General features: G+C 41.7%; 21 protein-coding genes. 7 read left to right on the forward strand and 14 right to left on the reverse strand.

Annotated elements, in window-relative coordinates:
• Positions 1–378: 378 nt before the first annotated feature.
• From lipA to panB, 3 genes are all read right to left on the reverse strand, one after another.
• Positions 379–1,278 carry a lipoyl synthase gene (lipA, locus tag ACLFKQ_RS27180; RefSeq protein ID WP_449002852.1) on the reverse strand — a complete coding sequence of 300 codons (900 nt, stop codon included), beginning with the start codon at positions 1,276–1,278 and terminating at the stop codon, positions 379–381.
• A gap of 121 nt (positions 1,279–1,399) precedes the next feature.
• Positions 1,400–2,296, reverse strand: a complete 897-nt coding sequence (trhO, locus tag ACLFKQ_RS27185; protein WP_449002778.1) for an oxygen-dependent tRNA uridine(34) hydroxylase TrhO — start codon at positions 2,294–2,296, stop codon at positions 1,400–1,402.
• A gap of 21 nt (positions 2,297–2,317) precedes the next feature.
• Positions 2,318–3,097 (reverse strand): 3-methyl-2-oxobutanoate hydroxymethyltransferase, encoded by a 780-nt coding sequence (gene panB / locus ACLFKQ_RS27190; protein WP_449002779.1) that lies wholly within the window; start codon positions 3,095–3,097, stop codon positions 2,318–2,320.
• Positions 3,098–3,171: 74 nt separating this feature from the next.
• On the opposite strand from panB, the gene ACLFKQ_RS27195 reads away from it, so the two are divergent.
• Positions 3,172–4,245, forward strand: coding sequence for an ABC transporter ATP-binding protein (locus tag ACLFKQ_RS27195; RefSeq protein WP_449002780.1), 1,074 nt, complete (start codon positions 3,172–3,174; stop codon positions 4,243–4,245).
• A gap of 53 nt (positions 4,246–4,298) precedes the next feature.
• On the opposite strand, the gene ACLFKQ_RS27200 is transcribed toward ACLFKQ_RS27195, so the two are convergent.
• The 3 genes from ACLFKQ_RS27200 to ACLFKQ_RS27210 form a co-directional block, all read right to left on the reverse strand.
• Complete coding sequence (locus tag ACLFKQ_RS27200; protein WP_449002781.1) at positions 4,299–5,288, reverse strand: M23 family metallopeptidase; 990 nt, start codon at positions 5,286–5,288, stop codon at positions 4,299–4,301.
• Positions 5,289–5,642: 354 nt separating this feature from the next.
• Positions 5,643–6,122, reverse strand: coding sequence for a VOC family protein (locus tag ACLFKQ_RS27205; RefSeq protein ID WP_449002782.1), 480 nt, complete (start codon positions 6,120–6,122; stop codon positions 5,643–5,645).
• A 66-nt stretch (positions 6,123–6,188) separates the two neighbouring features.
• Complete coding sequence (locus tag ACLFKQ_RS27210) at positions 6,189–7,418, reverse strand: methionine gamma-lyase family protein (protein WP_449002783.1); 1,230 nt, start codon at positions 7,416–7,418, stop codon at positions 6,189–6,191.
• 233 nt (positions 7,419–7,651) lie between these two features.
• On the opposite strand from ACLFKQ_RS27210, the gene ACLFKQ_RS27215 reads away from it, so the two are divergent.
• Together ACLFKQ_RS27215 and ACLFKQ_RS27220 are read left to right on the forward strand one after the other, a co-directional pair.
• A complete protein-coding gene (locus ACLFKQ_RS27215; protein WP_449002784.1) occupies positions 7,652–8,479 on the forward strand; it encodes an acyl-CoA desaturase in 828 nt (275 codons plus the stop codon).
• 489 nt (positions 8,480–8,968) lie between these two features.
• The gene (locus ACLFKQ_RS27220; protein ID WP_449002785.1) at positions 8,969–10,129 is read left to right on the forward strand and encodes a GGDEF domain-containing protein; all 1,161 of its coding nucleotides are present in this window, start codon (positions 8,969–8,971) and stop codon (positions 10,127–10,129) included.
• 168 nt (positions 10,130–10,297) lie between these two features.
• Here ACLFKQ_RS27220 and dnaG read toward each other — a convergent pair whose 3' ends face one another.
• Positions 10,298–12,538, reverse strand: coding sequence for a DNA primase (gene dnaG, locus ACLFKQ_RS27225; RefSeq protein WP_449002786.1), 2,241 nt, complete (start codon positions 12,536–12,538; stop codon positions 10,298–10,300).
• 140 nt (positions 12,539–12,678) lie between these two features.
• Between dnaG and ACLFKQ_RS27230 the strand changes: the two genes are divergently transcribed.
• A complete protein-coding gene (locus ACLFKQ_RS27230) occupies positions 12,679–13,584 on the forward strand; it encodes a DUF3598 family protein (protein WP_449002787.1) in 906 nt (301 codons plus the stop codon).
• A gap of 428 nt (positions 13,585–14,012) precedes the next feature.
• Here ACLFKQ_RS27230 and ACLFKQ_RS27235 read toward each other — a convergent pair whose 3' ends face one another.
• The 5 genes from ACLFKQ_RS27235 to ACLFKQ_RS27255 all read right to left on the reverse strand — a co-directional run bounded on the left by ACLFKQ_RS27235 (position 14,013) and on the right by ACLFKQ_RS27255 (position 18,161).
• Entirely contained in the window at positions 14,013–15,155 is a 1,143-nt protein-coding gene (locus ACLFKQ_RS27235) for an IS4 family transposase (RefSeq protein WP_448998311.1), read from the reverse strand.
• Between the two features lie 122 nt (positions 15,156–15,277).
• Complete coding sequence (locus ACLFKQ_RS27240; protein WP_449002788.1) at positions 15,278–15,580, reverse strand: PAP/fibrillin family protein; 303 nt, start codon at positions 15,578–15,580, stop codon at positions 15,278–15,280.
• The gene (locus tag ACLFKQ_RS27245) at positions 15,544–16,026 is read right to left on the reverse strand and encodes a hypothetical protein (RefSeq protein WP_449002789.1); all 483 of its coding nucleotides are present in this window, start codon (positions 16,024–16,026) and stop codon (positions 15,544–15,546) included. The genes ACLFKQ_RS27240 and ACLFKQ_RS27245 overlap by 37 nt, the downstream gene beginning before the upstream one ends.
• A gap of 138 nt (positions 16,027–16,164) precedes the next feature.
• On the reverse strand, positions 16,165–17,199 hold the full coding sequence (gene lpxD, locus ACLFKQ_RS27250; protein WP_449002790.1) for a UDP-3-O-(3-hydroxymyristoyl)glucosamine N-acyltransferase: 1,035 nt from the start codon (positions 17,197–17,199) through the stop codon (positions 16,165–16,167).
• A gap of 71 nt (positions 17,200–17,270) precedes the next feature.
• Positions 17,271–18,161: a carbohydrate ABC transporter permease gene (locus ACLFKQ_RS27255; protein ID WP_449002791.1), complete on the reverse strand. Its 891-nt coding sequence runs from the start codon at positions 18,159–18,161 to the stop codon at positions 17,271–17,273.
• A gap of 417 nt (positions 18,162–18,578) precedes the next feature.
• On the opposite strand from ACLFKQ_RS27255, the gene ACLFKQ_RS27260 reads away from it, so the two are divergent.
• The 3 genes from ACLFKQ_RS27260 (at position 18,579) to ACLFKQ_RS27270 (ending at position 19,397) form a co-directional block, all read left to right on the forward strand.
• Complete coding sequence (locus ACLFKQ_RS27260; RefSeq protein WP_449002792.1) at positions 18,579–18,674, forward strand: twitching motility protein PilT; 96 nt, start codon at positions 18,579–18,581, stop codon at positions 18,672–18,674.
• The gene (locus tag ACLFKQ_RS27265) at positions 18,661–18,978 is read left to right on the forward strand and encodes a type II toxin-antitoxin system VapC family toxin (RefSeq protein ID WP_449002793.1); all 318 of its coding nucleotides are present in this window, start codon (positions 18,661–18,663) and stop codon (positions 18,976–18,978) included. The genes ACLFKQ_RS27260 and ACLFKQ_RS27265 overlap by 14 nt, the downstream gene beginning before the upstream one ends.
• Before the next feature lie 278 nt (positions 18,979–19,256).
• On the forward strand, positions 19,257–19,397 hold the full coding sequence (locus ACLFKQ_RS27270; protein ID WP_449002794.1) for a hypothetical protein: 141 nt from the start codon (positions 19,257–19,259) through the stop codon (positions 19,395–19,397).
• Positions 19,398–19,476: 79 nt separating this feature from the next.
• Here the strand turns inward: ACLFKQ_RS27270 and ACLFKQ_RS27275 are convergent, their stop codons facing one another.
• Entirely contained in the window at positions 19,477–19,689 is a 213-nt protein-coding gene (locus tag ACLFKQ_RS27275) for a BrnA antitoxin family protein (protein ID WP_449002795.1), read from the reverse strand.
• Positions 19,676–20,941, reverse strand: coding sequence for an IS701 family transposase (locus tag ACLFKQ_RS27280; protein WP_448999339.1), 1,266 nt, complete (start codon positions 20,939–20,941; stop codon positions 19,676–19,678). The genes ACLFKQ_RS27275 and ACLFKQ_RS27280 overlap by 14 nt, the downstream gene beginning before the upstream one ends.
• Positions 20,942–21,248: the final 307 nt, after the last annotated feature.

A 21,248-nucleotide genomic window follows, 5' to 3' on the forward strand; every position in this document is an offset into this window, starting at 1 on the left:
TTTAACTTAAATTCACTTGATAGAAGAGACATTGATGTAAAGAAAAATTACACGAATCTTCCCGCCTGAGGAATCATACTTAACTAATTTCGCGGTGAGCTATGCCGTCAAGCTAGGGACGACAGAGCAGTTTACGACTCTATGGCAGTGATGAAGCCAAATGCTCGGTAATTGTTCCGAAAAAAACAAAATTTTACGGTTATTAACAATTGAAAACCGTTATTACTCTGTCGCCATCGTGAGTTCGATTGGAGATCGCAGCTAAAACAAGCAGAGTCATTAGCTATTAGCTTGTCAGTTGAGAATTAAGAACAAAGAAGGCAGATTACTCCTTCTTCCAAGGGATAGCTAGTGACTTTGATGAGATACTTACAGTCTTTATACGGATAAATGATTGGGTTGGGAACGAGGATAAAGTTTCATTAAAGTCCTAACTTGTTCTGCATGGTAAGAACTACGGGTAAGAGGACTAGAAACAACCTGGAGAAAACCAAGAGACTCTCCGAATTTTTGCCAGCGAGCGAACTGAGCGGGGTTTACAAACTCTTTAACTTGTAAATGTTTGGTAGACGGCTGAAGGTATTGACCGATAGTTAAAATATCGCAATCAACGCTCCGTAAATCTTCCATCACCTGACAGACTTCAGCATCTGTTTCGCCTAAGCCTACCATAATGCCCGACTTCGTATAAATCCATGGTGCGATCGCGCGAGTTTGCTTTAAAACTTCTAGAGAACGAAGATAATTTCCTTGAGGACGTACTTGTCGATACAGCCGTGGAATAGTTTCTGTATTGTGGTTGAGTACGTCTGGTCGTGCCGATAAAATGTGGTTCAAGGCTTGCCAGTTACCACAAAGATCGGGAATGAGTAGTTCGATAGTGGTTTGGGGCGAAATCTTGCGTATTTCTTCAATACAGCCTACGAACTGAGAAGCACCACCGTCGGCTAGGTCGTCTCGATTGACCGAGGTAATTACTACGTGGTTGAGTTTGAGACGGCGTACTGCTTCTGCTAGCTGTAGAGGTTCGCGGGGATCGAGTGCTTGAGGTTTTTTCTCAAAATCAATATCACAGTAAGGACAAGCACGAGTGCAAGCAGGACCCATAATTAGAAATGTTGCCGTTCCTACATTAAAACATTCACCAATATTGGGACAAGAAGCCTCTTCACAAACGGTGTTCAAACTTAAATCTCTCAAAATCTCAGTTACGCTACCGACACGCTGCCATTGCGGTGCTTTTACTCTCAACCATTCTGGTTTTACTGTCACTCCAATACTGCTCCGTAGTAGATTATTCCGCTGTGTTTATTTTATCAAGATGAGAAAAGATTATTTTTATACAGCTCTACAGTATTAAAATGAGCTTCGCCAGTTAGCTCGCTCTGTATCGTCCTAATTAAGTTCGATTGTCGCGCAAAGTGTTCTTCTGTTCTCTTTGTCTTCTTCTGTCTTCTTGACGGGCTTTTTTTTCAGGAGTTAACTGGTCGTAGCAATAAGGACAAGAAATGCTCGGTTCATAGTGAGGAGAAGCCTTATCTACTTTGGATATGGGATGACCGCAAGCGTAACAGAGATCGTAACTACCCGTTTCTAAGCCTTCTTTGACTGCAACTCGTTCGTCAAAAACAAAGCATTCTCCTTGCCAGAGACTTTCTGCTGGTGGTACTTCTTCTAAGTATTTAAGAATACCGCCTTTGAGGTGATAGACTTGCTTAAATCCTTGGGATAGTAAGTAGGATGAGGCTTTTTCGCAGCGAATTCCACCAGTACAAAACATGGCTACTTTAGAATGCTGTTGGGGATCGAGTTGGGCTGCGTATTCAGGAAATTCCCGAAAAGAATCTGTTTTAGGGTCGATCGCACCTTGAAAACTACCTATTGCCGTTTCATACTGGTTGCGGGTGTCAATTACCGTAACTTCCGGATCGCTGATTAGTTGATTCCAGTCTTGCGGCTCGACATAGGTACCTGCTTGACGATTGGGTTTGACTTCAGGTAAACCTAAAGTAACGATCTCCTGCTTAATTTTTACTTTCATTTTGCCAAAAGGGGGATCGATGGCAGTAGCAGTTTTAATCTCCAAGTCTGCCAAACCAGAGAATGAATGTAAATAAGTTAATACTGCAGTAATCGCCTCTGGTTTGCCGGTAATAGTACCGTTAATCCCTTCTGTGGCTAAGATAATCGTGCCTCGAACATCTTTAGCCAGACAGTATGCCAAAATTAACTTTTGTTTGGTTTGAAGATCGTCTAGGGAAACGAATTTATAAAAAGTCGCAACAATACAAGGCATGAGAAACCAGTAAACAGTAAATTAGGATTGGGGAAAACTGCGATCGCGCACTTCACGGCTAAAGTCGCTAACGGCGTCGGTAATAATTTGAGTTAAGTTGACATAAGCTTTAGCAAAAGGCGGTTTCTTAGGGGATAAACCCAGTAAATCCGCAGTTACTAAAACTTGACCGTCGCATCGCTCACCAGCACCAATACCGATAGTGGGAATTGCCAGCTTAGAAGTGATTGTCGCCGCTAGATCGCTAGGAATATGTTCTAAGATAATAGCAAATGCTCCAGCTCGTTCTAGGGCGATCGCTTGATCGATAATTTGATCGGCCGCTTCACTAGTTTTGCCCTGCTGTTGATAACCGAGGGTGCGAACTGACTGAGGGGTCAAACCCACATGACCCATAACGGGAATTCCAATGGTGGTTAATTCGGCTACGGTTGCGATCGCTCGGGGGTGTCCCCCTTCTAGTTTGACTGCAGCGACATCTGTGGATTTTAAAACTCTGCCTGCCGCTTCTAAAGCCCGTTCCGTGCTAATTTGATAACTCATAAAGGGCAGATCGCAAACCACCAAAGCTCGTTCGACTCCCCGACATACGGCTCGAGCATGATGGATCATTTCTTCGAGAGTGACCGATAGAGTATTAGCACGTCCCAAACCGACCATTGCCAGAGAATCGCCGACTAAAATCAGATCTACTCCTGCTTCATCTAAGACTCGTGCCAGACTATAATCCCAGGCAGTTAAAGAAATAATCGAACGTCCCTGCTGTTTCCATTTTGTTAATTGTTGTATCGTTACTGCCATCGCGATCGCACTTTCTAACTTTTGGGCTACCTTTTTATTGTAGAAGTTGGACTATAATAATTGCTCTATAGCTAATGGCAAATTTAGAATTACAAAATCTGCAAAAAAAATATCGTCCCGATGTTATTCCCGTTAAAGATATTTCTCTAATTGTAAAAGACGGAGAATTTTTGACTTTGCTAGGTCCTTCAGGATGCGGCAAATCCACTTTATTGCGCTTGATTGCAGGTTTGGAGACACCTACCAAAGGAAAGGTAATCGTCGGAGGTAAAAACATCAATCGAGTTCCTCCAGGCGATCGCAATATGGCGATGGTATTTCAAAGTTATGCTCTCTACCCTCACATGACTGGAGCAGAAAATATTAGTACCTCTCTCAGACTGCGAAAAATTCCCCAGGAAGAGATTAACCAACGAGTTTTTGAAGCCGCCAACCAGCTAGAGTTGAACAGCATACTAGACCGCAAACCAGGTCAAATGTCTGGCGGACAGAGACAAAGGGTAGCTTTAGCAAGAGCTTTAGTCCGTAACCCCGATGTTTTTCTCTTAGACGAACCTTTGAGTAACTTAGATGCTTTACTGCGGGAACAGGTTAGGGCGCAGATGAAACAGTTATTCAAACAGCAAAATAAACCGGTAGTCTACGTCACCCACGACCAAACCGAAGCGATGACCCTCTCGAGTAAAGTTGCAGTACTATACCAAGGTGCAGTTCAACAACTCGATCGCCCCAGTCGCATCTATTCTCATCCTGCTAATGAATTTGTAGCTAGTTTTGTCGGTAGTCCCCAGATGAATTTACTGACGGCTAAATGCGAGGGAAATCTTGCCTTCTTGGGAACAAATAAAGTTTCTCTACCGCCTTTGGCTTCCTATCCCTCCCAAATTCTGCTAGGCATTCGCCCTGAAGATATTTGCCTGGCCGCACCAGAGGATGCCAACTCCATTGAAGGCAAAGTTTTTCTCGTGGAACAATTGGGTAAAGAAAAATTGGTCAGCGTCCGAGTCGAACCCGAGATTACCCTACGAGTGTTACTTCCCAGCGATCGCGACTGGGAGGAAGACCGAATTAACCTGTTATTACCCAGTCACAAAATTCACTGGTTCGATCTTGATACAGGCGATCGCTATTGGATAGATGAAAAATAGCACTTGCGGCAAGACTCTACTTCTCGCACCTAACGAAGTTTCAACCTCAGAATTTACTTTTTGCTTAAAAAGGTCATCGGATCGACTACCGAATTTTCACTAAGATGGATTTCAAAGTGAAGATGAGAGCCAGTACTATAGCCCGTATTACCCATCTCGGCTATTTGCTGGTTCTGTTGGACGGTTTGACCGGGACTGACTAAAAGCTTGTTGTTGTGAGCATAGAGGGTAATGCTACCATCAGAGTGTTGTAATTTAATTAACTTTCCGTAACCGCCCGAATTCCAGTCAGCAGTAATTACCGTACCTGCTGCCGCTGCTATTATTGGAGTTCCAATTGGTGCGGCAATATCGATTCCCTGATGTAATCTTCCCCAACGCCAGCCATATCCAGAAGTCAAAGTTCCTTGTGCCGGCCAAGTATAACCTTCAAACGTTTCTGGAAGATATTCCTCGGGTGAAGACAGAGGAGGCAGTTCTAAAGAAGTTTGTTCTTCTAATAATATTGACGCTTGTCGATTGCTGAGTTCGGGATTAGTCGAGTTAGAGGAGAGTTCACTAGTAGAGTGAGTTGAGTTGAAAGAATTTTCTAGCTCTTTCCGCAGTGCAGTGGAACTATGCCGGTTTTCCTCGTCTTGGTTATTTATCTCGTCAACCTTATTTTCGTTGAAACTATCCAAAAGCTTGGGAATTTTGGCAACTGGAGTTGAGCTATCGTTGGAAGATGATAGTTGAGCCAAGATTACATTCTGGCGGTTTGGTTCTAACTCTAAGGATTTTGAGGGATTTTCGGGAGCGGCGTTAACTATAGCTTCAGATCGATGCTCAGCTGTGGTAAATGCTACGGCTTTGAATAGCTGATGTCGCCCGAAACCGAAAGCACTAGTACTACAAAAAAAAATCAAGCCTAAGAGAAACAAGAGCGCCGTTCGCCTAATTCTACGATAGAAACTGTTAACTGGTGCTTGTTGGCAAATCAAAGCGCGATCGCTCTGGTTAGAACCCCTAAATAATAGTTGGAAAAACAGAGAAAAATTCGACATATTCTGAATGTTTAGAAAAAAATAGACCTCAAACCTAATCTGATTAAAAACGGTTTGATGTAAACTATGCTGTCAATGGCTAGTAAACTAATTAAGCTGCAATCAATAGCAAAAATCGATTCAACCCAATCATCGTTTAGTTGGATTTATTGGGTTTTTCATCGATATGGATATGAAATTTGTCTATTTTGTATCTAAAATTATCTAGAAAATTTTATTTCTACGAAAGATTAACCTGAAATGCGAATTTACACAAGTAGCCAGATAACTTTTTTTGACGAGAACAGAACTTAGGACTCTAAACAACTAGAAAGTTAAGAAATCAAAGGTAAAAATCGTTCACCTCTGCTCTTTCTACTCTGTACTAACGATCGGCAGCGGATCGCAGCGAATTTCAACGATAAAACCATCGGGATCGTAAACATAAAAGCCTCTTCCAGTAGGACGAGTCACTATATCGCTGGCTATCTTTACCGAGTTTTGTTTGAGTATTTCTACAGCGCGGTCGAAAAACTGGGGTTCGATATCAAAAGCTAAATGATTGGCGCGAGTAAAACCTGTTTCGGGATCGGGATCTGGCGGTAATAAATCTGGTTCCCAAAATAAATCGATAATCGTGCCGTCTGGAGTAGCAAAGTTGGCAACTTTTCCCGATGCTACCAACTCAATCAAGGTTGTTGGTACTTCCTCACCTATTAGTTCGTGGAGTCCCAAAATCGTGCCATAAAAATGTCGCGAAGCATCCATATCTTTAACGTTTAAAGCAATATGATGTACCCGACGGAGACATCCTGAAGTAATACCTGTTGGCTGTAAGTTCGTACTGATGCTCATAAATACCAAAAAACCTTCGCTCTTTTTTGTCAGTTTACTCAAAAATCGCCAGAGAAAAAAATCTAGTTAACTTTTAATTATTGCTGCTACTGCTGCTTCGAGAGCGATCGCCACATGAGTCCAATGAGTGCCACCCTGACAAAAGGCAATATAGGGTTCTCGTAAAGGACCGTCGGCAGAAAACTCCGAAGTGCTGCCATCTATAAAGGTGCCTCCTGCCATGACTAGTTGACTTTCATATCCAGGCATCGTGGCGGGGACTGGTTCTAAATAGGAATTTACGGGGGAATTTTGTTGAATGGCACGACAAAAAGCAATCAGTTTGGTCGCCGAACCGAATTCTATACCCTGAATTACGTCACGGCGGGGAACTAAAGGTGGGGGATTGACGGGATAGCCCAAGCGATCGAATACATAAGCCGTAAGGTGAGTTCCTTTAATCGCTTCTCCTACCATCTGCGGTGCTAGAAATAATCCCTGAAACAGTAGGCGATTTTGCCCAAAAGTCGCGCCGCCGCTACTACCAATTCCCGGTGCAGTCAGTCGGCATGCCGCAGCCTCCACTAGTTCGGCTTTACCCGCCACGTAACCTCCCGCAGTAACAATAGTACCCCCAGGATTTTTAATTAACGAACCCGCGATCAAATCTGCCCCCACTTCCGTAGGTTCTCGCTCGGCGACGAACTCGCCATAGCAATTATCTACGAAGCAAACGGTATGAGAATTTTGCTGTTTGACCATCTCAACAATCTTGGCGATTTCAGACAGCGATAAACTCTGTCGCCAAGCATAACCGCAAGAACGCTGAATTAAAACTAAGCGTGTTTTCGAGCCAATTGCAGAACTTAATGCTTGCCAATCGATTCTTCCATCTTTTGTAAGGTTTAGTTGACGAAAATCAATGTTAAACTCTCCAAGGGAACCACAACCGTTACCTCGCAATCCGATTACTTCTTCGAGAGTGTCGTAGGGTGTACCAGTAACGGACAGCATTTCGTCACCCGGGCGAAGTACGCCAAATAAAGCACAGGCGATCGCATGAGTGCCGGATACAAACTGTACTCTTACCGCCGCCGCCTCGGCACCGACGATTTGAGCGAATACCTTATCTAAAGTCGCCCTTCCCAAATCATCGTGTCCGTAACCACTGACGCTCGAGAAATGCTGTACTCCCAGGCGGCAATCGCGAAAAGCCGACAGCACTTTTTGCAGATTTTGCTTGACCTTAGTGTCGATACCAGAAAAAATCGGTAATAGTGTTTTTTCGGCTTCTCTTAATAGCTGGTAACTGTTCATGATTTCAATTGAGACTTCAATTTTATTCTCACTCTTATCCGGCAGAATAGTTTATTGGGTTTTCGGATTGGGATGTATTCCCATGATAAATTTACGAATAGTCCAATTGAATGAACGTTTTTAGAGGTCAGAGAGTTAAAAACGATCGACGTTTTTACTTTTTGCTTCTAGATTTAAATATGTTTATTACACAGCACAAATTTGTTGTAAAGAATTGAAATTTAGGTTATAAAATGACAGTCGCTCAAGTAGAAAAAATTCCTCCAGCATGGGGAACTATCATATACATGGCTTCAATTCACCTAGTTGCCTTATTCGCTCTAGTTCCTAGTAACTTTAGCTGGCAGGCTATAGGTGTTGCTTTCGTACTTTACTGTCTAACTGCTGGTGTGGGAATTACCTTAGGATTTCATCGCTTAGTCTCCCATCGTAGCTTTGAAACTCCTAAGTTAGTTGAATATTTTTTGGTGTTTTGCGGTACTTTAGCTTGTCAAGGAGGACCTTTAGATTGGGTGGGACTACACCGCATTCATCATCAGTATTCCGATACTCAACTCGATCCTCATGATTCTAATAAAGGATTTTGGTGGAGTCATTTAGGTTGGATGTTATGCCAAAATCCCGCCAACGAAAAAATTCCTCGCTACACTAAGGATATTGCTGGAGATCGTTTCTATCAATTTTGTCAAATAGGAATGATCCCGATTCAAGTCATTTTAGGCTTAATTCTCTTTTATTTTGGCGGTTGGTCATGGGTGATTTGGGGAATTTTCGTCCGCCTAGTAGTAGTATTTCACTGCACTTGGTTTGTTAACAGCGCGACTCATAAGTTTGGTTACAAAAGTCACGAATCTAATGATGACTCTAAAAATTGCTGGTGGGTAGCTTTGCTTACCTTTGGTGAAGGATGGCACAATAACCATCATGCTTATCAGTATTCAGCGAGACACGGTTTGCAATGGTGGGAAATCGATCTTACCTGGATGATGATCTTAACTTTAAAGTTTTTAGGACTGGCAAAAAATGTCAAATTGCCACACCGAAAGTTCGAGCAGGCATAAGAATGCTTAAAAGAAAAATCGTTACCGATTTGAGGTAGCGCTCGCAATTCAAAATATTAATAACAGAGTTAAGGGTAATAGATAAGCTATTTCAGCTACATCTATTGCCTGTTTTTCGAGCGACAAAACTTTTAATTTTTAGTATTTTTACCTAGAACGATATTTTTTTTTAATAACTATTTTGGTTCTATCCATATTTATACTACAAAAATAAATAAAAACCCAATTTTCTTCAGATAAACTTTAAACTTAAACTTTTTAAGCGCAAAAATATTAATAATAATTTAAAAAAAAATTGAGTAGATACTCAGTGTACATTTTTTTCTCAGAAACTAATATGTATCGGTCGAAATCTATGGTTTGAATAAGCCAATATTTATCATTTCTCCTCCAATGAGACTAAATTTGACATCTTCGGACTTATTAAAAAACCAATATTCCAGTTTTTTCAAAGGGCGATTAACTTTGCTTTTAAATAGTGAATAAAATATGTCTGAGAGTAGTAATTCTAATTCTGTCAAGAACAAGCGATTAGTAACGACCGAGTATTTATTCCAATCTGAATCGCTGCTAGAAAGCGCAGACAATACTATCATTATTTTTGACCGGCATAAAAGCTGTTTGGCCTTTAATCCAGCAGAACTCGAACTTAAATGCGATCGCGCGAAAACTCAGTCATTATCAGGTTGGATTGAAATTTTAAAGAAATGGGCGATAGAGCAGATCGAACAGTTTCAAACTAACAAAAGTTTTTTTTCTTATAATTCAGCTTTATTTTTAAATATCAAAAGATTTAAATTTACTAAGTCGCATCATATTGAATGCCGGATCGGTATTACTTTTAAAACTCAGGCTAGCGATCGCCTACAGAAGTTACTACCAGAGATAAACCAACCAGTTTACTCGGCAGAACAAAACACTGCAAATCAAAGTAATTTATCCTCAGCAAAACTTCTAATTCATATCGAAGCCCTACAGCAAGAGTTGCAAACTCTCAGACAAGAAAAGCTCGCTCTGGAAATTATTTTAGACCGGATGGTCGAGCAAACTAATGTTAATGAATCGCGACTACAAAAAAAAATTATCGAACAGCAAAAAGCGCAAGCCGTCCTCCTCGAAATCAATGAAGAACTAGAAAAGCTAATTTTTACCGATAGTTTGACTCAAATAGCCAACCGCCGTCAATTCGACGATTACTTATTACAAGAATGGCAAAAACTACGACAAACATCGGCTTTTTTGTCGCTGATCCTTTGCGATATCGATTATTTTAAAGTTTACAACGATACCTACGGTCATTTAATCGGTGATTATTGCCTACAACAAGTAGCTTTGTCGCTAGAATCTATTGTTGAGTCCTATGGTGGTTTGGCTGCTCGTTATGGAGGGGAAGAGTTCGGCATAATTTTACCCAATACCGATAGCCAACAAGCGCTGGCAATTGCCAATGAAATTCGCTTGACGGTTAAAAGTCTCAAGATCGAGCATCAAAATTCCCTCGTTTGTCGCTACGTTACTCTCAGTGTGGGAATTTATAGTTTAATTCCTAATTCTAACTCTAGTCCCGACCTAGCGATCGCTATGGCAGATAGAGCATTATATGAAGCTAAGACAGAAGGACGCGATCGCGCATGCCTGTGTCAAGATTGACTACAAAACTTTAAAATCCGACGTACTAATTTAACTATGAGTTTTGAGCAACGACGGAGGTCTTTAATTGCTGAGGAAGCACGAGGCTTACAAGGGGGCGAGGCGACCGAGTCGTACCGACTTGCTTCGCAACCGCCCCACAGCCCCTCCTCAGCAACCGCCTCCTTCTCAATCGCAGCGCTGGATTTTACATCCAGCGACCGATTGAGTTGCTGCCAGTCGCTGTTGCTCTAGCTGTTCGAGCTTCTGGCTAGAGTGGCGAATTTCTTGATAATAGTGATTCATAAGTTCTGTGTCGCGATCTAAACTGAGTTTTTGTAATTGTTCGATACAGTACATTTGATATCTAATGCAATCTACTCGTTCGAGAGAGGCGATCGCTTCTTCAATGACGATCTCGGCGCGAAAGATATCTTCTTGAGTTTTTTCATCGAGATAGAACAATTTAGTTATCCGCGCCATTGCTTCGGGAAAATTTAGGCTGCGGTTGTGTAATTCGTTTAGCAAGGGATTGGGATCTGCTTCGGTTGCATTACTTAAGTCTGGTTCGATGTCAATTATTTGCTGCCATAAAAATCGATGAGCAGATAAATTAAAAATCAAATCTCTTGCTTCTAAATAATCGACGATCGTGGTTCGATATTGTGGACAATGGATATAAATACGCAGTAATAAAGATTCGGCTCGTTCTAATAATTCTGTTTCTGGATTAGTAGCGATCGCTATTGGGCGTGCAAGCTCAGTTCGTGAAGATGGGGAAGTTGCTGGAATCTCAGCTGCAGCGCTCGCAAAGCCCATGCCCTTCGAGCTTATCGCAGGAGATTTTCTAGCAAGCCCCTGTTGGAAATTTTTGGAAGGCTTAATTCGCCGATGAAGAGTTTTGAGTTGCGAGCGCAAATTAGCCAAGTTTGGTTGTAAAAGTCTGCTATCTCCCTGACTGAGTAAATTGGCACAGTAAGTAAGATAGTGATTGCGGAGGTTAGCATCCTGCAATCTGTCTAATAATTGCACCATTTCTTTAGCTACCTGTTGTAACTCGTGAGGATTCATCCCCTGAATTGCTTTGACACCTGGAGGGACTGTCTCAGGAGAGTTCCTCCGGAGTTTATCCGCCCCGTGTTGTCGCTCATCAGCAGCTAGAGCATTTTGTTGGATAATGATGTGTTCGATCTGCCAATCTAACCACAAGGGAGCATTATCTAAAGATTGAGAGTAAGCTGCTACTGCATCATCGAGGAGCCGTCGCCCGAGGGGACCTCGGGCGCTTGTGAGCTCCGTTCGACTCTTGATAAATTCATCTGCATCTTTACCATCGGGTAAATTGAGTATCTTGAGTTGTACCACTCCCCCATAGATTAAATCTTCAATTTCTGCGATCGCTCTGGCAGTGGCTTTTGTACCGGCGTTGTCGGTATCAAAATTGAGAATTACCTGTTTGGAAGGAGTGTAGCGCAGTATTTGTTTGAGTTGATCGTTGGTAAACGCCGTACCCAAAGAAGCTACAACATTATCAATACCAGCTTCATGTAGAGCGATCGCGTCGAAGTAACCTTCCACCACTACAGCACGATCTGCTTTAGTAATACTATTTTTGGCTCGATCGAGAGCGAATAAAGTTTTGCTTTTGTCGAAAAGAGTAGTTTCGGGAGAGTTTAAATATTTGGGAACATGAGGGCGTTGCGTTGAGGTTTCCTCAAAGCATTGTCGTCTGTCATCTTCTTTGAGAGTGCGACTACCAAATCCAATAATTCGACTTTGAGTATCGAGTATGGGAATCATCAAGCGATCGCGAAATATATCGTAATACCCCTTACCATTTTTTCGCTGTTTGATTAATCCCGCCTCTTTAACCAAGTTTACTGGATAGCGTTTTTGCTCTACTAAGTAACGATACAAAGTTTCCCAACCGGCGGGGGCATAACCCAACTGAAAGTTACTAATGGTATTTTCTTGCAACTTCCGTCGTTCTCTAAGATAGTTTAATGCCGTTTCTCCCTGTGGTTGTCGCAGTGCGTGTTGATAGAAACTGGTGGTAACTGCTAAAATTTCGTAGAGTTGTTCTTTCAGAGTTAGTTGACGCTGTATTTCCTGTGTTTGCTCTGGTTCGACGGTTTTAATCTCAACTTGGTAGCGACGAGCCAGGTCGAGAACTACTTCGGCAAAGGATTGTTTGCCAATCTCCATGAGAAATTTAAAAGTATTTCCGCCTTCATTACAGCCAAAGCAGTAATAAAGCTGCTTGTCTTGGCTGACGCTGAAGCTGGGAGTTTTTTCATTGTGAAACGGACATAACCCCAGGTAGTCTTTACCTCGTTTGCGCAATACTATGTGTTCGGAGATAACATCGACAATATCGACTCGTTGTTTGACTTCTTCGATGGTATCTGGATGCAGACGGGGGATGAACACGGAAATCTTACTCTAACTCGGAATGCTATTGTACTATCTAACTACTAATTATTGCCTACTATTTACGGGCAACAAACTAGCCTGCGTTTTACGTATGGACGACACGATATTCTACATCCTACTAATTGCTAATTGTAAATATGCTATCTCAATGGGATTGCTTTTTAAAAAATTTAGGTGAATGGCACGGTTCGTTTACTAGCTTTTCACCAGAAGGAGAAGAAACCGAGCATACTCCAAGTATAGTAACTCTAGAAGGGAGAGATGATAACCGAGCCGTCCATCAGGTAGTTTGCTATCTGCCTCACGATCGACCACCCCGAGACGTAGTTGTAGAGTATAGCCATAATTCTCTCAACCGTAGTATTCTCTTTTTTGAGGACGGTGCTTTTTGTCAGGGGAGTATGCAGCTGGCACCCTACAGCACTTTTGGTGCTGAGTTTGGTCTAATTATGGGCGATCGTCGCTTACGCACGGTAATCCTTTACAATGGTTTGGGACAACTAGAAAAAGTAGTAGTCATTAGAGAAAAGTTACCGGACAGTAAGACACCCGAACAACCACCACTAACTGTAGAGCGTTTATTGGGAAAGTGGCGGGGGCAAGCCGTTACTATGTATCCTGATTATCGCAATCCCGATATCTATAGTACTGAGTTACAAATCGCGGCGATGGGTAATAATCTTATCGAACAAAAATTGACTTTTGGCGATTGGCAGTTGCGAAGCAAGTCCGAAGGACTCAGCCAGCGCGCAGAGCGCGATTACGCTCCGCGTAACGCCAAGGGCGATCGCACCATTGCTTCTCAAGCTAGAATAGAAGGCTCGCGATTATTATTTGAGAATAGTAACTTACCCTTACAAATTTTACTCTTACCCGATGGAGCATCCTGCAACTGTCCGCTAGAAGCCAAACTCGGAGCTAATTTCGTTCTCGAAACTGGTTGGTTATGGCAGCCAACTAAAAGACAGAGAATTATTCGTACCTATAACCAAAAAGGTAACTGGGTTAACTGTACTTTAGTAAACGAAGAAAAGCTCGAATAAATACTTGGGTGTCTCTTGAAAAGTGTGGGATAGAAGTTACGTACTTGCCCCCTATATAATCCCCCCGAGTTTGGAGGGATCGGGGACTTAGAATTTGTTCCCCCAAACTTGAGCGAGAGGGATGGCGAAGCTTCTTCCCTCTATCCAATCGAAGCTTTAGAGGATTAGGGAGGGGCGAAATCAACCGAACTGCGTAAGTCTTGTGGGAGTAAGTAGATTTCGATCGATTTGGGGATCTAGCAAGTAGTGTCTGAATATCTCAGCATTATTTCCGATTTAGAGTAACAATAAATTAAAAAAATTACTATAGTATTTGCCGTTCATTCGAAAATTTCCAACCCCGATCGCGTTTCAATTTAGCTATTTATTCTAGTTTCAATAATTTATTTTTTCAACTCGGTTAACTACCTGAAGGGGTGACAAGGGAGCTAGAAAGATTGCTGGATAATAAACATAGCTCGTAGACCCCTCTGGTAAAAAGGCAGCTTATTGAGATTGAGCCACATCAATTTGTTTATCCATTCCTTCATCAAGGTAAATGAAACCAGCCAGCTACTACCATATAAACCAAGCCAAAAGTAGCTGTTGCGAGTCAAAGATTGTTTAATTTTTCGATGGCGACCGATGTATTTAGACTGACCTCGAAGGCTAAGAGTATGTCCTTTGAACACCGAGTGAGTGTAAGCAATGGCGATGAGCAAAACTAGACGAGTAAGGCGTTCAATCTGAGCTTGCGACCCCTCGAGATTGTAGCCACCTGACTTGCAATCTTTAAACATCGCCTCAATCCCTACGCGCTTTTTATAGGCTTTGACAGCTTCAGGTAAATTGGGTAAATTTGTCAGCAGATACCAGGGTTCCTTTGCCCCCATGCCTCGGTAAATACGTCGCCAATAGACCCCTAAATAAATCCCCGAAACTTGATGCAGTTGAGTGACTTTAGTTTCTTGATAAAACCGTTGGTCTCCTGGATTAACGTCTAGGTCTTTTAAGGGAGTAAAACCTAATTGAGTTACCATTATCTTCGTACTCTTTCTCTGTCGAAGCACAAAGTAGACCTGCTGCTGGGTCAGCCACTTAGCTAGTTCAACACTCTGGAATTCTCTGTCTCCTAAAATAACGATTTGGTGTTGTTTAAACAGCTTCAATACTGGACGTAATATGGCTTTTTGTTGAGCGAAGTTACTGGCTCCTTTCTTCTCTAGAAACTGCCAGTATATAGGCAAAGCTCTTTTCGCCATCACTACTCCAACCATGAACAGATTTTTATCTTGCCATTGAGTTCTATCTAAGACTAGATAAATTGTCTGGTCTGGCAAGAATTTCTTTTGAACTACTTCTTTGACTATGGGAAACCAGACTAACGAAACTGATAAAGCTGAGGACTTCAAAAACCTTTGGATTCGGCGACGACGGCTCTCATATTTAATTGGTAAAGGGAAGTATGCAGCTAGTCTTTCTATCTTTACTTGTTTGTAGGTCTGGATAAGGTATACCAGCACTTCCAAAGTAATTAGTTGGTCATCACTCAGATAACGTGAAAGATGATTGCGGTACAATTGGTTTAACATTTTTTAGGGTTCGGTCGGATTCTCAATAACTGACCGAATCTTTTTTACCATAGGTTGTCTCTGTTCCCTACACTGTCTGACTTCTCACAGGGTTGTCACCCCGTCAGGTTAACTACATTGATTTAGGTTCTGGTTAGAATAAATAAACTATCATCGCCACCCCGACCAATTCTCATTGTTTCATCGATATAAGTAAGATTTAGGCTGGGAATTCTACCAACTGGATTTCTAGCTTCTACAATTCTAATCGGATCGAGCAAATCCGTCTTTATCCCTAAGATTCGATTAACTCCCAGAAAACGTTGTTGAAAATCAACATTAATTCGTTTTCGTTGGTCAGGAAGCAGGTCTTCTGCTTGCTTGGCAGGTTTAAACGTGGCTGTTACCCTTACATAACCCAAAAGACAACCCGAACTATGTTGCACCCATGCTTTATTTTCAAAATCTGAAAGTGTTCGGCGCAGTTGCCTCCTTGTCCGTATTGGGACAACAACTCGACAATAATTTCTAAAGCAGCGATCGCGCTGGTGCCTCTTTCCAAACCTAACCGAACTAAATCCATGCCCAGTAAACCAGTGCTGCGAGTGGGTTCTGTTGTCCAGACAGCTTCATTGCCGATGACTACACCACACTCATTAGCACCCATTTCTGCGCCCCAAATCCACCTGGGTTGGGCAATAATTACAGCTAGGGTATGTTCGGCTTGAGGAATTTTTATATAGGTACATTCAAGAGAAGTTTTAGTCGTATAAGTACGAGCGGGAATAAAAATTGCATCTTCAATTTCTCCTGCTGGGCGATCGCTATTTTTGCCGAAAACTAAATCTCCTTCTTTGGTAACATCTGGTAGAGCTACCATAGAATCACACATTCTTATTGCTCCTGCTTTCCATGACCTAATTAGAGCCTAACCCAGAACGGGAATTTTTAATCAACCAGAAATGCGCTGCGATGCATAACTTACCTTCACTTCATAAATACGCTCTACGAATCTAAAAAATTATGACAGTTAATGCTTTTTAAAAGCTTTATACATTTGATAGATTTCTGGTAGACGTTTATAAATTACAAATAGTTTTCGATATAGTTGACTAGGAAGATGGGGCATTCCCGAAACCATTTCACCCGCAGCAACATCGTTAGTAATCCCAGTTTGACCAGTAGCGATCGCGCGATCGCCAATATTTACCTGATTGGCAACTCCAACTTGTCCCCCTAACATCACGCCATTGCCTACCCTTACCCCTCCGGCTAACCCCACCTGAGCGGCAAAGGCACAGTTTTGTCCGACTTGGCAACCGTGTCCGATTTGAACTAAGTTATCTAACTTGGTATTGCGTCCAATTCTAGTTTCTCCTACCGCAGGACGATCTACACTACTGTGGCAACCAATTTCTACTCCGTCTTCTAATACCGTATATCCAGACTGCTGCATTTTGTACCAGCCTTGGGAAGTGGGTACAAATCCGAAACCTTCGGCACCAATTACCGCGCCGCTATGAATGATGCAGTTAGCACCGATTTGGCTGCGTTCGTGGATCGTACAGTTAGCATGAAGTACGGTATCTGCACCAATTACTACCTCGGGATAAATAACTACGTTGGGATGAATGCAGACACGATCGCCAATTTTGACTCCGCTTTCAATGACCACATTAGCACCAAGATAGACATCTTTACCGAGCTCGGCATCGGGCGCGATCGCCGCATTAGAATGAATCGCTGGCTTTGGTCGAAAGGAACGATAAAATAAAGCAATCGCTTTGGCAAATACTAGTCTCGGTTCTTTGACTGCCATCCAAGCAATATTTTTTTCGTTAGCCTGGGACTGTAGAGATTCATCTTGAGGCAAGATTAAGGCACTAGCAGCAGTTGTGTCGAGCAACTGAGCAAATTTACCTCCTTCGATATAGCTGAGATTGCCAGAAGTGGCGCGATCTATGGCAGCAACGCCAGTAATTTCAGGATTTAAATAGCGATTATGGCTCAAGCTAGTATTTTCAACCGCTAGCTCTAATTTTTCAATAATTTCCTGAAACTGCATTGTGAAAAATTTAACTTAGTAAATGGTGCAGCATTATTTTAAATTAAATTGCAAGTTAACCGAGCGAGAAATTATTCTGCCCGTTCATTCCAAACCCGCAAATAAAAATAAACCAAGACAAAAGCGATCGCCAGTAAGATCGTAGCGGCGGCAGCGGCATAGCCAAATTCAAAACGAGCAAAAGCTTGTTCGTAAATATAGTAGACCAGAATATTAGTTGAGTTTAAAGGACCTCCGCCGGTAATAATGTAAACCTGCTCGAAACTGCGGAGCGTAAAAATAGTGGTAGTTAAAATGGCGAAAATCAAAGTGGGTTTTAATCCTGGTATGGTTATGTACCAAAACTTTTGCCAACCATTAGCACCATCTAATTCGGCGGCTTCGTATCGAGATTGAGGAATAGTTTGTAAGCCAGCCAAGAAGACCACTAAATTAAAGCCCAACTGTTTCCAACTACTCAATAAAATCAACACCGGCATTGCCCAAACGGTACTGCTCAACCAGGAAATTGGATTTAAACCCAACTGAATTAGCAAATTATTGACAGGTCCTTGAGTTTGAAACAGCCAGCGAAAAGCTAAGCCTACTGCTACTAGAGAAGTAATTGAGGGAATAAAATAGGCAGTGCGCAGCACGGCTCGTAAGGCAAGAGATTTATTTAATAACATGGCTAAAACTAGGGGAATCACAATCGTAGGAATGACTGTGGCGACAGTAAAATAAACTGTATTGCCAATTACCTGCCAAAAATCCTCATCGGTAAACAATCGCAGATAATTGAGTAAGCCTACCCAGCGAACGCCATCGACTGTAAAACTACCAGTAGTAAAACTCAAATAGAGTAAATATGCGACCGGAAAAAACAAAAAAACGGCGAGTAAAGTTAGGGCAGGGGCGAGAAATGTCCAAGCAGCAACACTATCGCGATCGAGCCAGGCAGAGATTGGGTTGGGTTTGGTCATAGCGCACATTAGCTATTTAAGAAAAAGGTTAAGGGGGAAAGGGAAACGATAAAAGGTTGTTTTATTATTCCTTTAATCTTTTCCCTTGCGTCAACCAAAGTTTATTGGACTTATGCAAGAGTTCTAACGATCGGGATATAAAAATAGTTAACCCCACTGAGTTTTTATCGACGCTCAGTTCGGATTAGCGCGATCGCTGTCTCTTTCTATTAGGCGATCGCAACAGATAAAATTCATCTAAATTTATCGCAATTTTTATTTTGTTGCGTCGGGCGATCTGGTTATAGTTTCGGCTTATAAATCGCTTGAGTTATAATTATTATCTCAAAGATTCAAGAGAAATATTCAAGATGCTCCAGTCTATCAAAGGAGTTTACAGGCGATACTGATGACAATTTAGACTGGTCTTAAACAGTTATGAAATACGTCATCGATACTCATACGTTAGTGTGGTTTTTAGAAGGTAATTCCCGTTTGGGTATCGATGCAAAAAATATTCTTGCCGATCTGTAGTAGTAAATTAATTTTGCCAGCGATCGCTTTAGCCGAAGCAGTTTGGATTCTCGATCGTGCTAGAACCTCAATTTCTTCAGTGAGAGATTTGCTCAATGCAATTGATGCCGATCCCCGAATTATTATCTATCCGGTAGATAAATCTGTTATCAAGCAGAGCCTAAGTTTGTCTGCTATTACTGAAATGCACGATCGCCTAATCGTCGCAACCGCAATTGTTTGGGAAAATCGAGGAGAAAAGATAGCCTTGCTGACTCGCGATCGCAACATTACTGCATCGGGCATAATAACTGTTATTTGGTAAGATAATCGATCGCAATTATTATTTCATCGTGACCGGAGATCGCCTGGATTGGGAAATTAGACTTGACATTCAAGACAATCGCTAAATCCCCCGCCCCTCCCTACCCCTCCCCAATGCTGGGGAGGGAACGAATGGTCTCCCCCAAATTTGGACAAGATTAGAGAGGGCAGGGACTTTGAAGACTTTCCCCCAGAGTTGGGGGGCTAGGGGGGCGAAATCGTATCCTTTTAATCGGATCGAACGCCTGTGGTGTTGGCTGGGATCGTATTTCATTAAATTTGATTATTGTTCGGGTGTTACCCATGACTGTAGGAGCGTTTCGCGAAAGCGGTCAGACCTCGCGTCGGCGTAAGACGCAAGGGAATGCTGACCAAGACACGCCCCTACGGGATTTATCGGTAATTACCATGTCTTTGTAAATGCGATCGCATTTATTATTTCATCGCGTCGGGCGATCGCCATATTTCCTCATTCAATGAGGAAGAACGATCTCTCATGCTATTTTTCCACTTGTTTTAGTTCTTTGCGTAAAACTCGGCGTAATGTTTCCTTTAATGACTCGCGTTTTTGCTGAATGTGTTGTCGTAGTGCATCGTTAATTAACGTCTGATAGTTACCACCACCTCTTTCGTGAACTAAAGCGCGAAACCATGCCAAAATATCGTCATCTAGGCGAATAGCGGTACTTAAACAAAAATCAAGCCCAAACAAAGCCCAAACTAGCTTTATAAGCTACGAATACGTCGCGATTTTGGTTCAACCATTGGACAAAACGATAAGATATACCTGTACGAAAAGCTTCTAATGCTTCAGGAAATGTCTCCAAAGGTTTGTTCGCCCAACGTCTTCTTAAACCTCCAGTAAGCTTATGCCAAAGGATAAAAGTATAGGCACAAAAAACTAGAATAAAATGTCTTTCCAAACTCTTCTTATCTCTAACTTGATACTCTTTTAATCCTAACCATCCCTTGGCTTCTCGATAGAAAACTTCTATCCAGTTTCTCTGAGCATAAGTTTGAACTATCCATTGCTCGGTTACTATTTCTCCCTCAACATTTGTGAGTAAGTAGTCAATATCTTCAGCATCTTCAAAGATTGGTGCACTCATGACGATAGCTATTTTTCTGATTCCTTCTAGCCTTGATATTTCTGCTTCTATTATTGCTACCCAGACGGTTCTAGGTTTTTCACCCTGGATTTGAATCTCCTTAAATTCCTCATCAGATAACCATTGAGCATATTCATCTACTCTGATTTTTTCTAATTGATTTGATGGAGTTTTAACCAAAATATTACGATTTTTAGCGATTCCTCCTATATACTTTAATTTCTTTTTTTCCAGTTCGAGTAAAACAGTTGTGTTGTTACCATAGGACGAATCTATTAATACTAGTCCTGGTCGATATCCCCTCTTCAAACTTTTATCGATTAATTCTAAGGCTAAGGTGGGTTTTTTCTTGAATTCTCTGTCTTTCTTTCCTTCGGGCAACGAATTACCATGTTGATATAGTTCTATGTCTAAAGGTAAGCTTTTTTGGCCATCATATAGATGAGTTGTTACTACAACATTGCCATTATCTGTTTTCCCAATTTCCCCAATATATTGACGACCTACTGCTGCGGTAAAGTTACCACTTTTTCTATGCCCAGAGTCATCAACAATTAGACTAAATCCCTTACTGATTCTCGTTTGATTACACTTGTTCATCACTTCTAAGCGACGTTCATTTATCTTGTTCGCTGACCAAGTTGCTTCAGTTAAGAAATGGTGTAATTTGTGGTATGTGACCTCTACTGCGTCTTTAGCCATTTGAGATACATTTTTTCGCTCACTTTCCCCTAATAATCCTCCTAAATAATGTCTGAATTCCCTTTTTTGCGCTTTAGTTCTCAGTAAATCATCAAACTTTTGACACCATCTATCGAAACAGGGAGGCATGGCTGCGGGAGTAGTTTCTTTCATAAAGTGCGATCGGGCTTTAGAATAATGTTAAAGTTAATCAGCAAAGGTATTCTATCTTATTTTGTCTGTTTAAATTGTTTAAGTACCGATAGTAATGCGAGTTTTGCCTGGCGAAACCGATTCAACTGCACCTCTTTTTCCCTGACTGAAATCATATTCTCCGTTCATCTATTCTCCCTCATATTGTCTGCGTTCTTTTCGGGTAGCTTTACGGGCAGGAATAACAAGTTTTTTTCAATAAAAGATAAATAGTGATGTTTGAATTTTTCATCAATAGCTAAAGTGTAGCCACTATTTAATGAAATTA

The organism is Myxosarcina sp. GI1(2024) (assembly GCF_053543375.1).

Bases quoted from the DNA above. Each gene is read 5' to 3' on its own strand.
- lpxD (WP_449002790.1), bottom strand. From the start codon at position 17,199: ATGCAGTTTCAGGAAATTATTGAAAAATTAGAGCTAGCGGTTGAAAAT.
- ACLFKQ_RS27255 (WP_449002791.1), bottom strand. From the start codon at position 18,161: ATGACCAAACCCAACCCAATCTCTGCCTGGCTCGATCGCGATAGTGTT.
- ACLFKQ_RS27200 (WP_449002781.1), bottom strand. From the start codon at position 5,288: ATGTCGAATTTTTCTCTGTTTTTCCAACTATTATTTAGGGGTTCTAAC.
- ACLFKQ_RS27195 (WP_449002780.1), top strand. From the start codon at position 3,172: ATGGCAAATTTAGAATTACAAAATCTGCAAAAAAAATATCGTCCCGAT.
- ACLFKQ_RS27220 (WP_449002785.1), top strand. From the start codon at position 8,969: ATGTCTGAGAGTAGTAATTCTAATTCTGTCAAGAACAAGCGATTAGTA.
- ACLFKQ_RS27215 (WP_449002784.1), top strand. From the start codon at position 7,652: ATGACAGTCGCTCAAGTAGAAAAAATTCCTCCAGCATGGGGAACTATC.
- ACLFKQ_RS27280 (WP_448999339.1), bottom strand. From the start codon at position 20,941: ATGAAAGAAACTACTCCCGCAGCCATGCCTCCCTGTTTCGATAGATGG.
- panB (WP_449002779.1), bottom strand. From the start codon at position 3,097: ATGGCAGTAACGATACAACAATTAACAAAATGGAAACAGCAGGGACGT.
- ACLFKQ_RS27245 (WP_449002789.1), bottom strand. From the start codon at position 16,026: ATGTGTGATTCTATGGTAGCTCTACCAGATGTTACCAAAGAAGGAGAT.
- ACLFKQ_RS27230 (WP_449002787.1), top strand. From the start codon at position 12,679: ATGCTATCTCAATGGGATTGCTTTTTAAAAAATTTAGGTGAATGGCAC.
- ACLFKQ_RS27235 (WP_448998311.1), bottom strand. From the start codon at position 15,155: ATGTTAAACCAATTGTACCGCAATCATCTTTCACGTTATCTGAGTGAT.
- ACLFKQ_RS27260 (WP_449002792.1), top strand. From the start codon at position 18,579: ATGAAATACGTCATCGATACTCATACGTTAGTGTGGTTTTTAGAAGGT.
- ACLFKQ_RS27205 (WP_449002782.1), bottom strand. From the start codon at position 6,122: ATGAGCATCAGTACGAACTTACAGCCAACAGGTATTACTTCAGGATGT.
- ACLFKQ_RS27210 (WP_449002783.1), bottom strand. From the start codon at position 7,418: ATGAACAGTTACCAGCTATTAAGAGAAGCCGAAAAAACACTATTACCG.
- trhO (WP_449002778.1), bottom strand. From the start codon at position 2,296: ATGCCTTGTATTGTTGCGACTTTTTATAAATTCGTTTCCCTAGACGAT.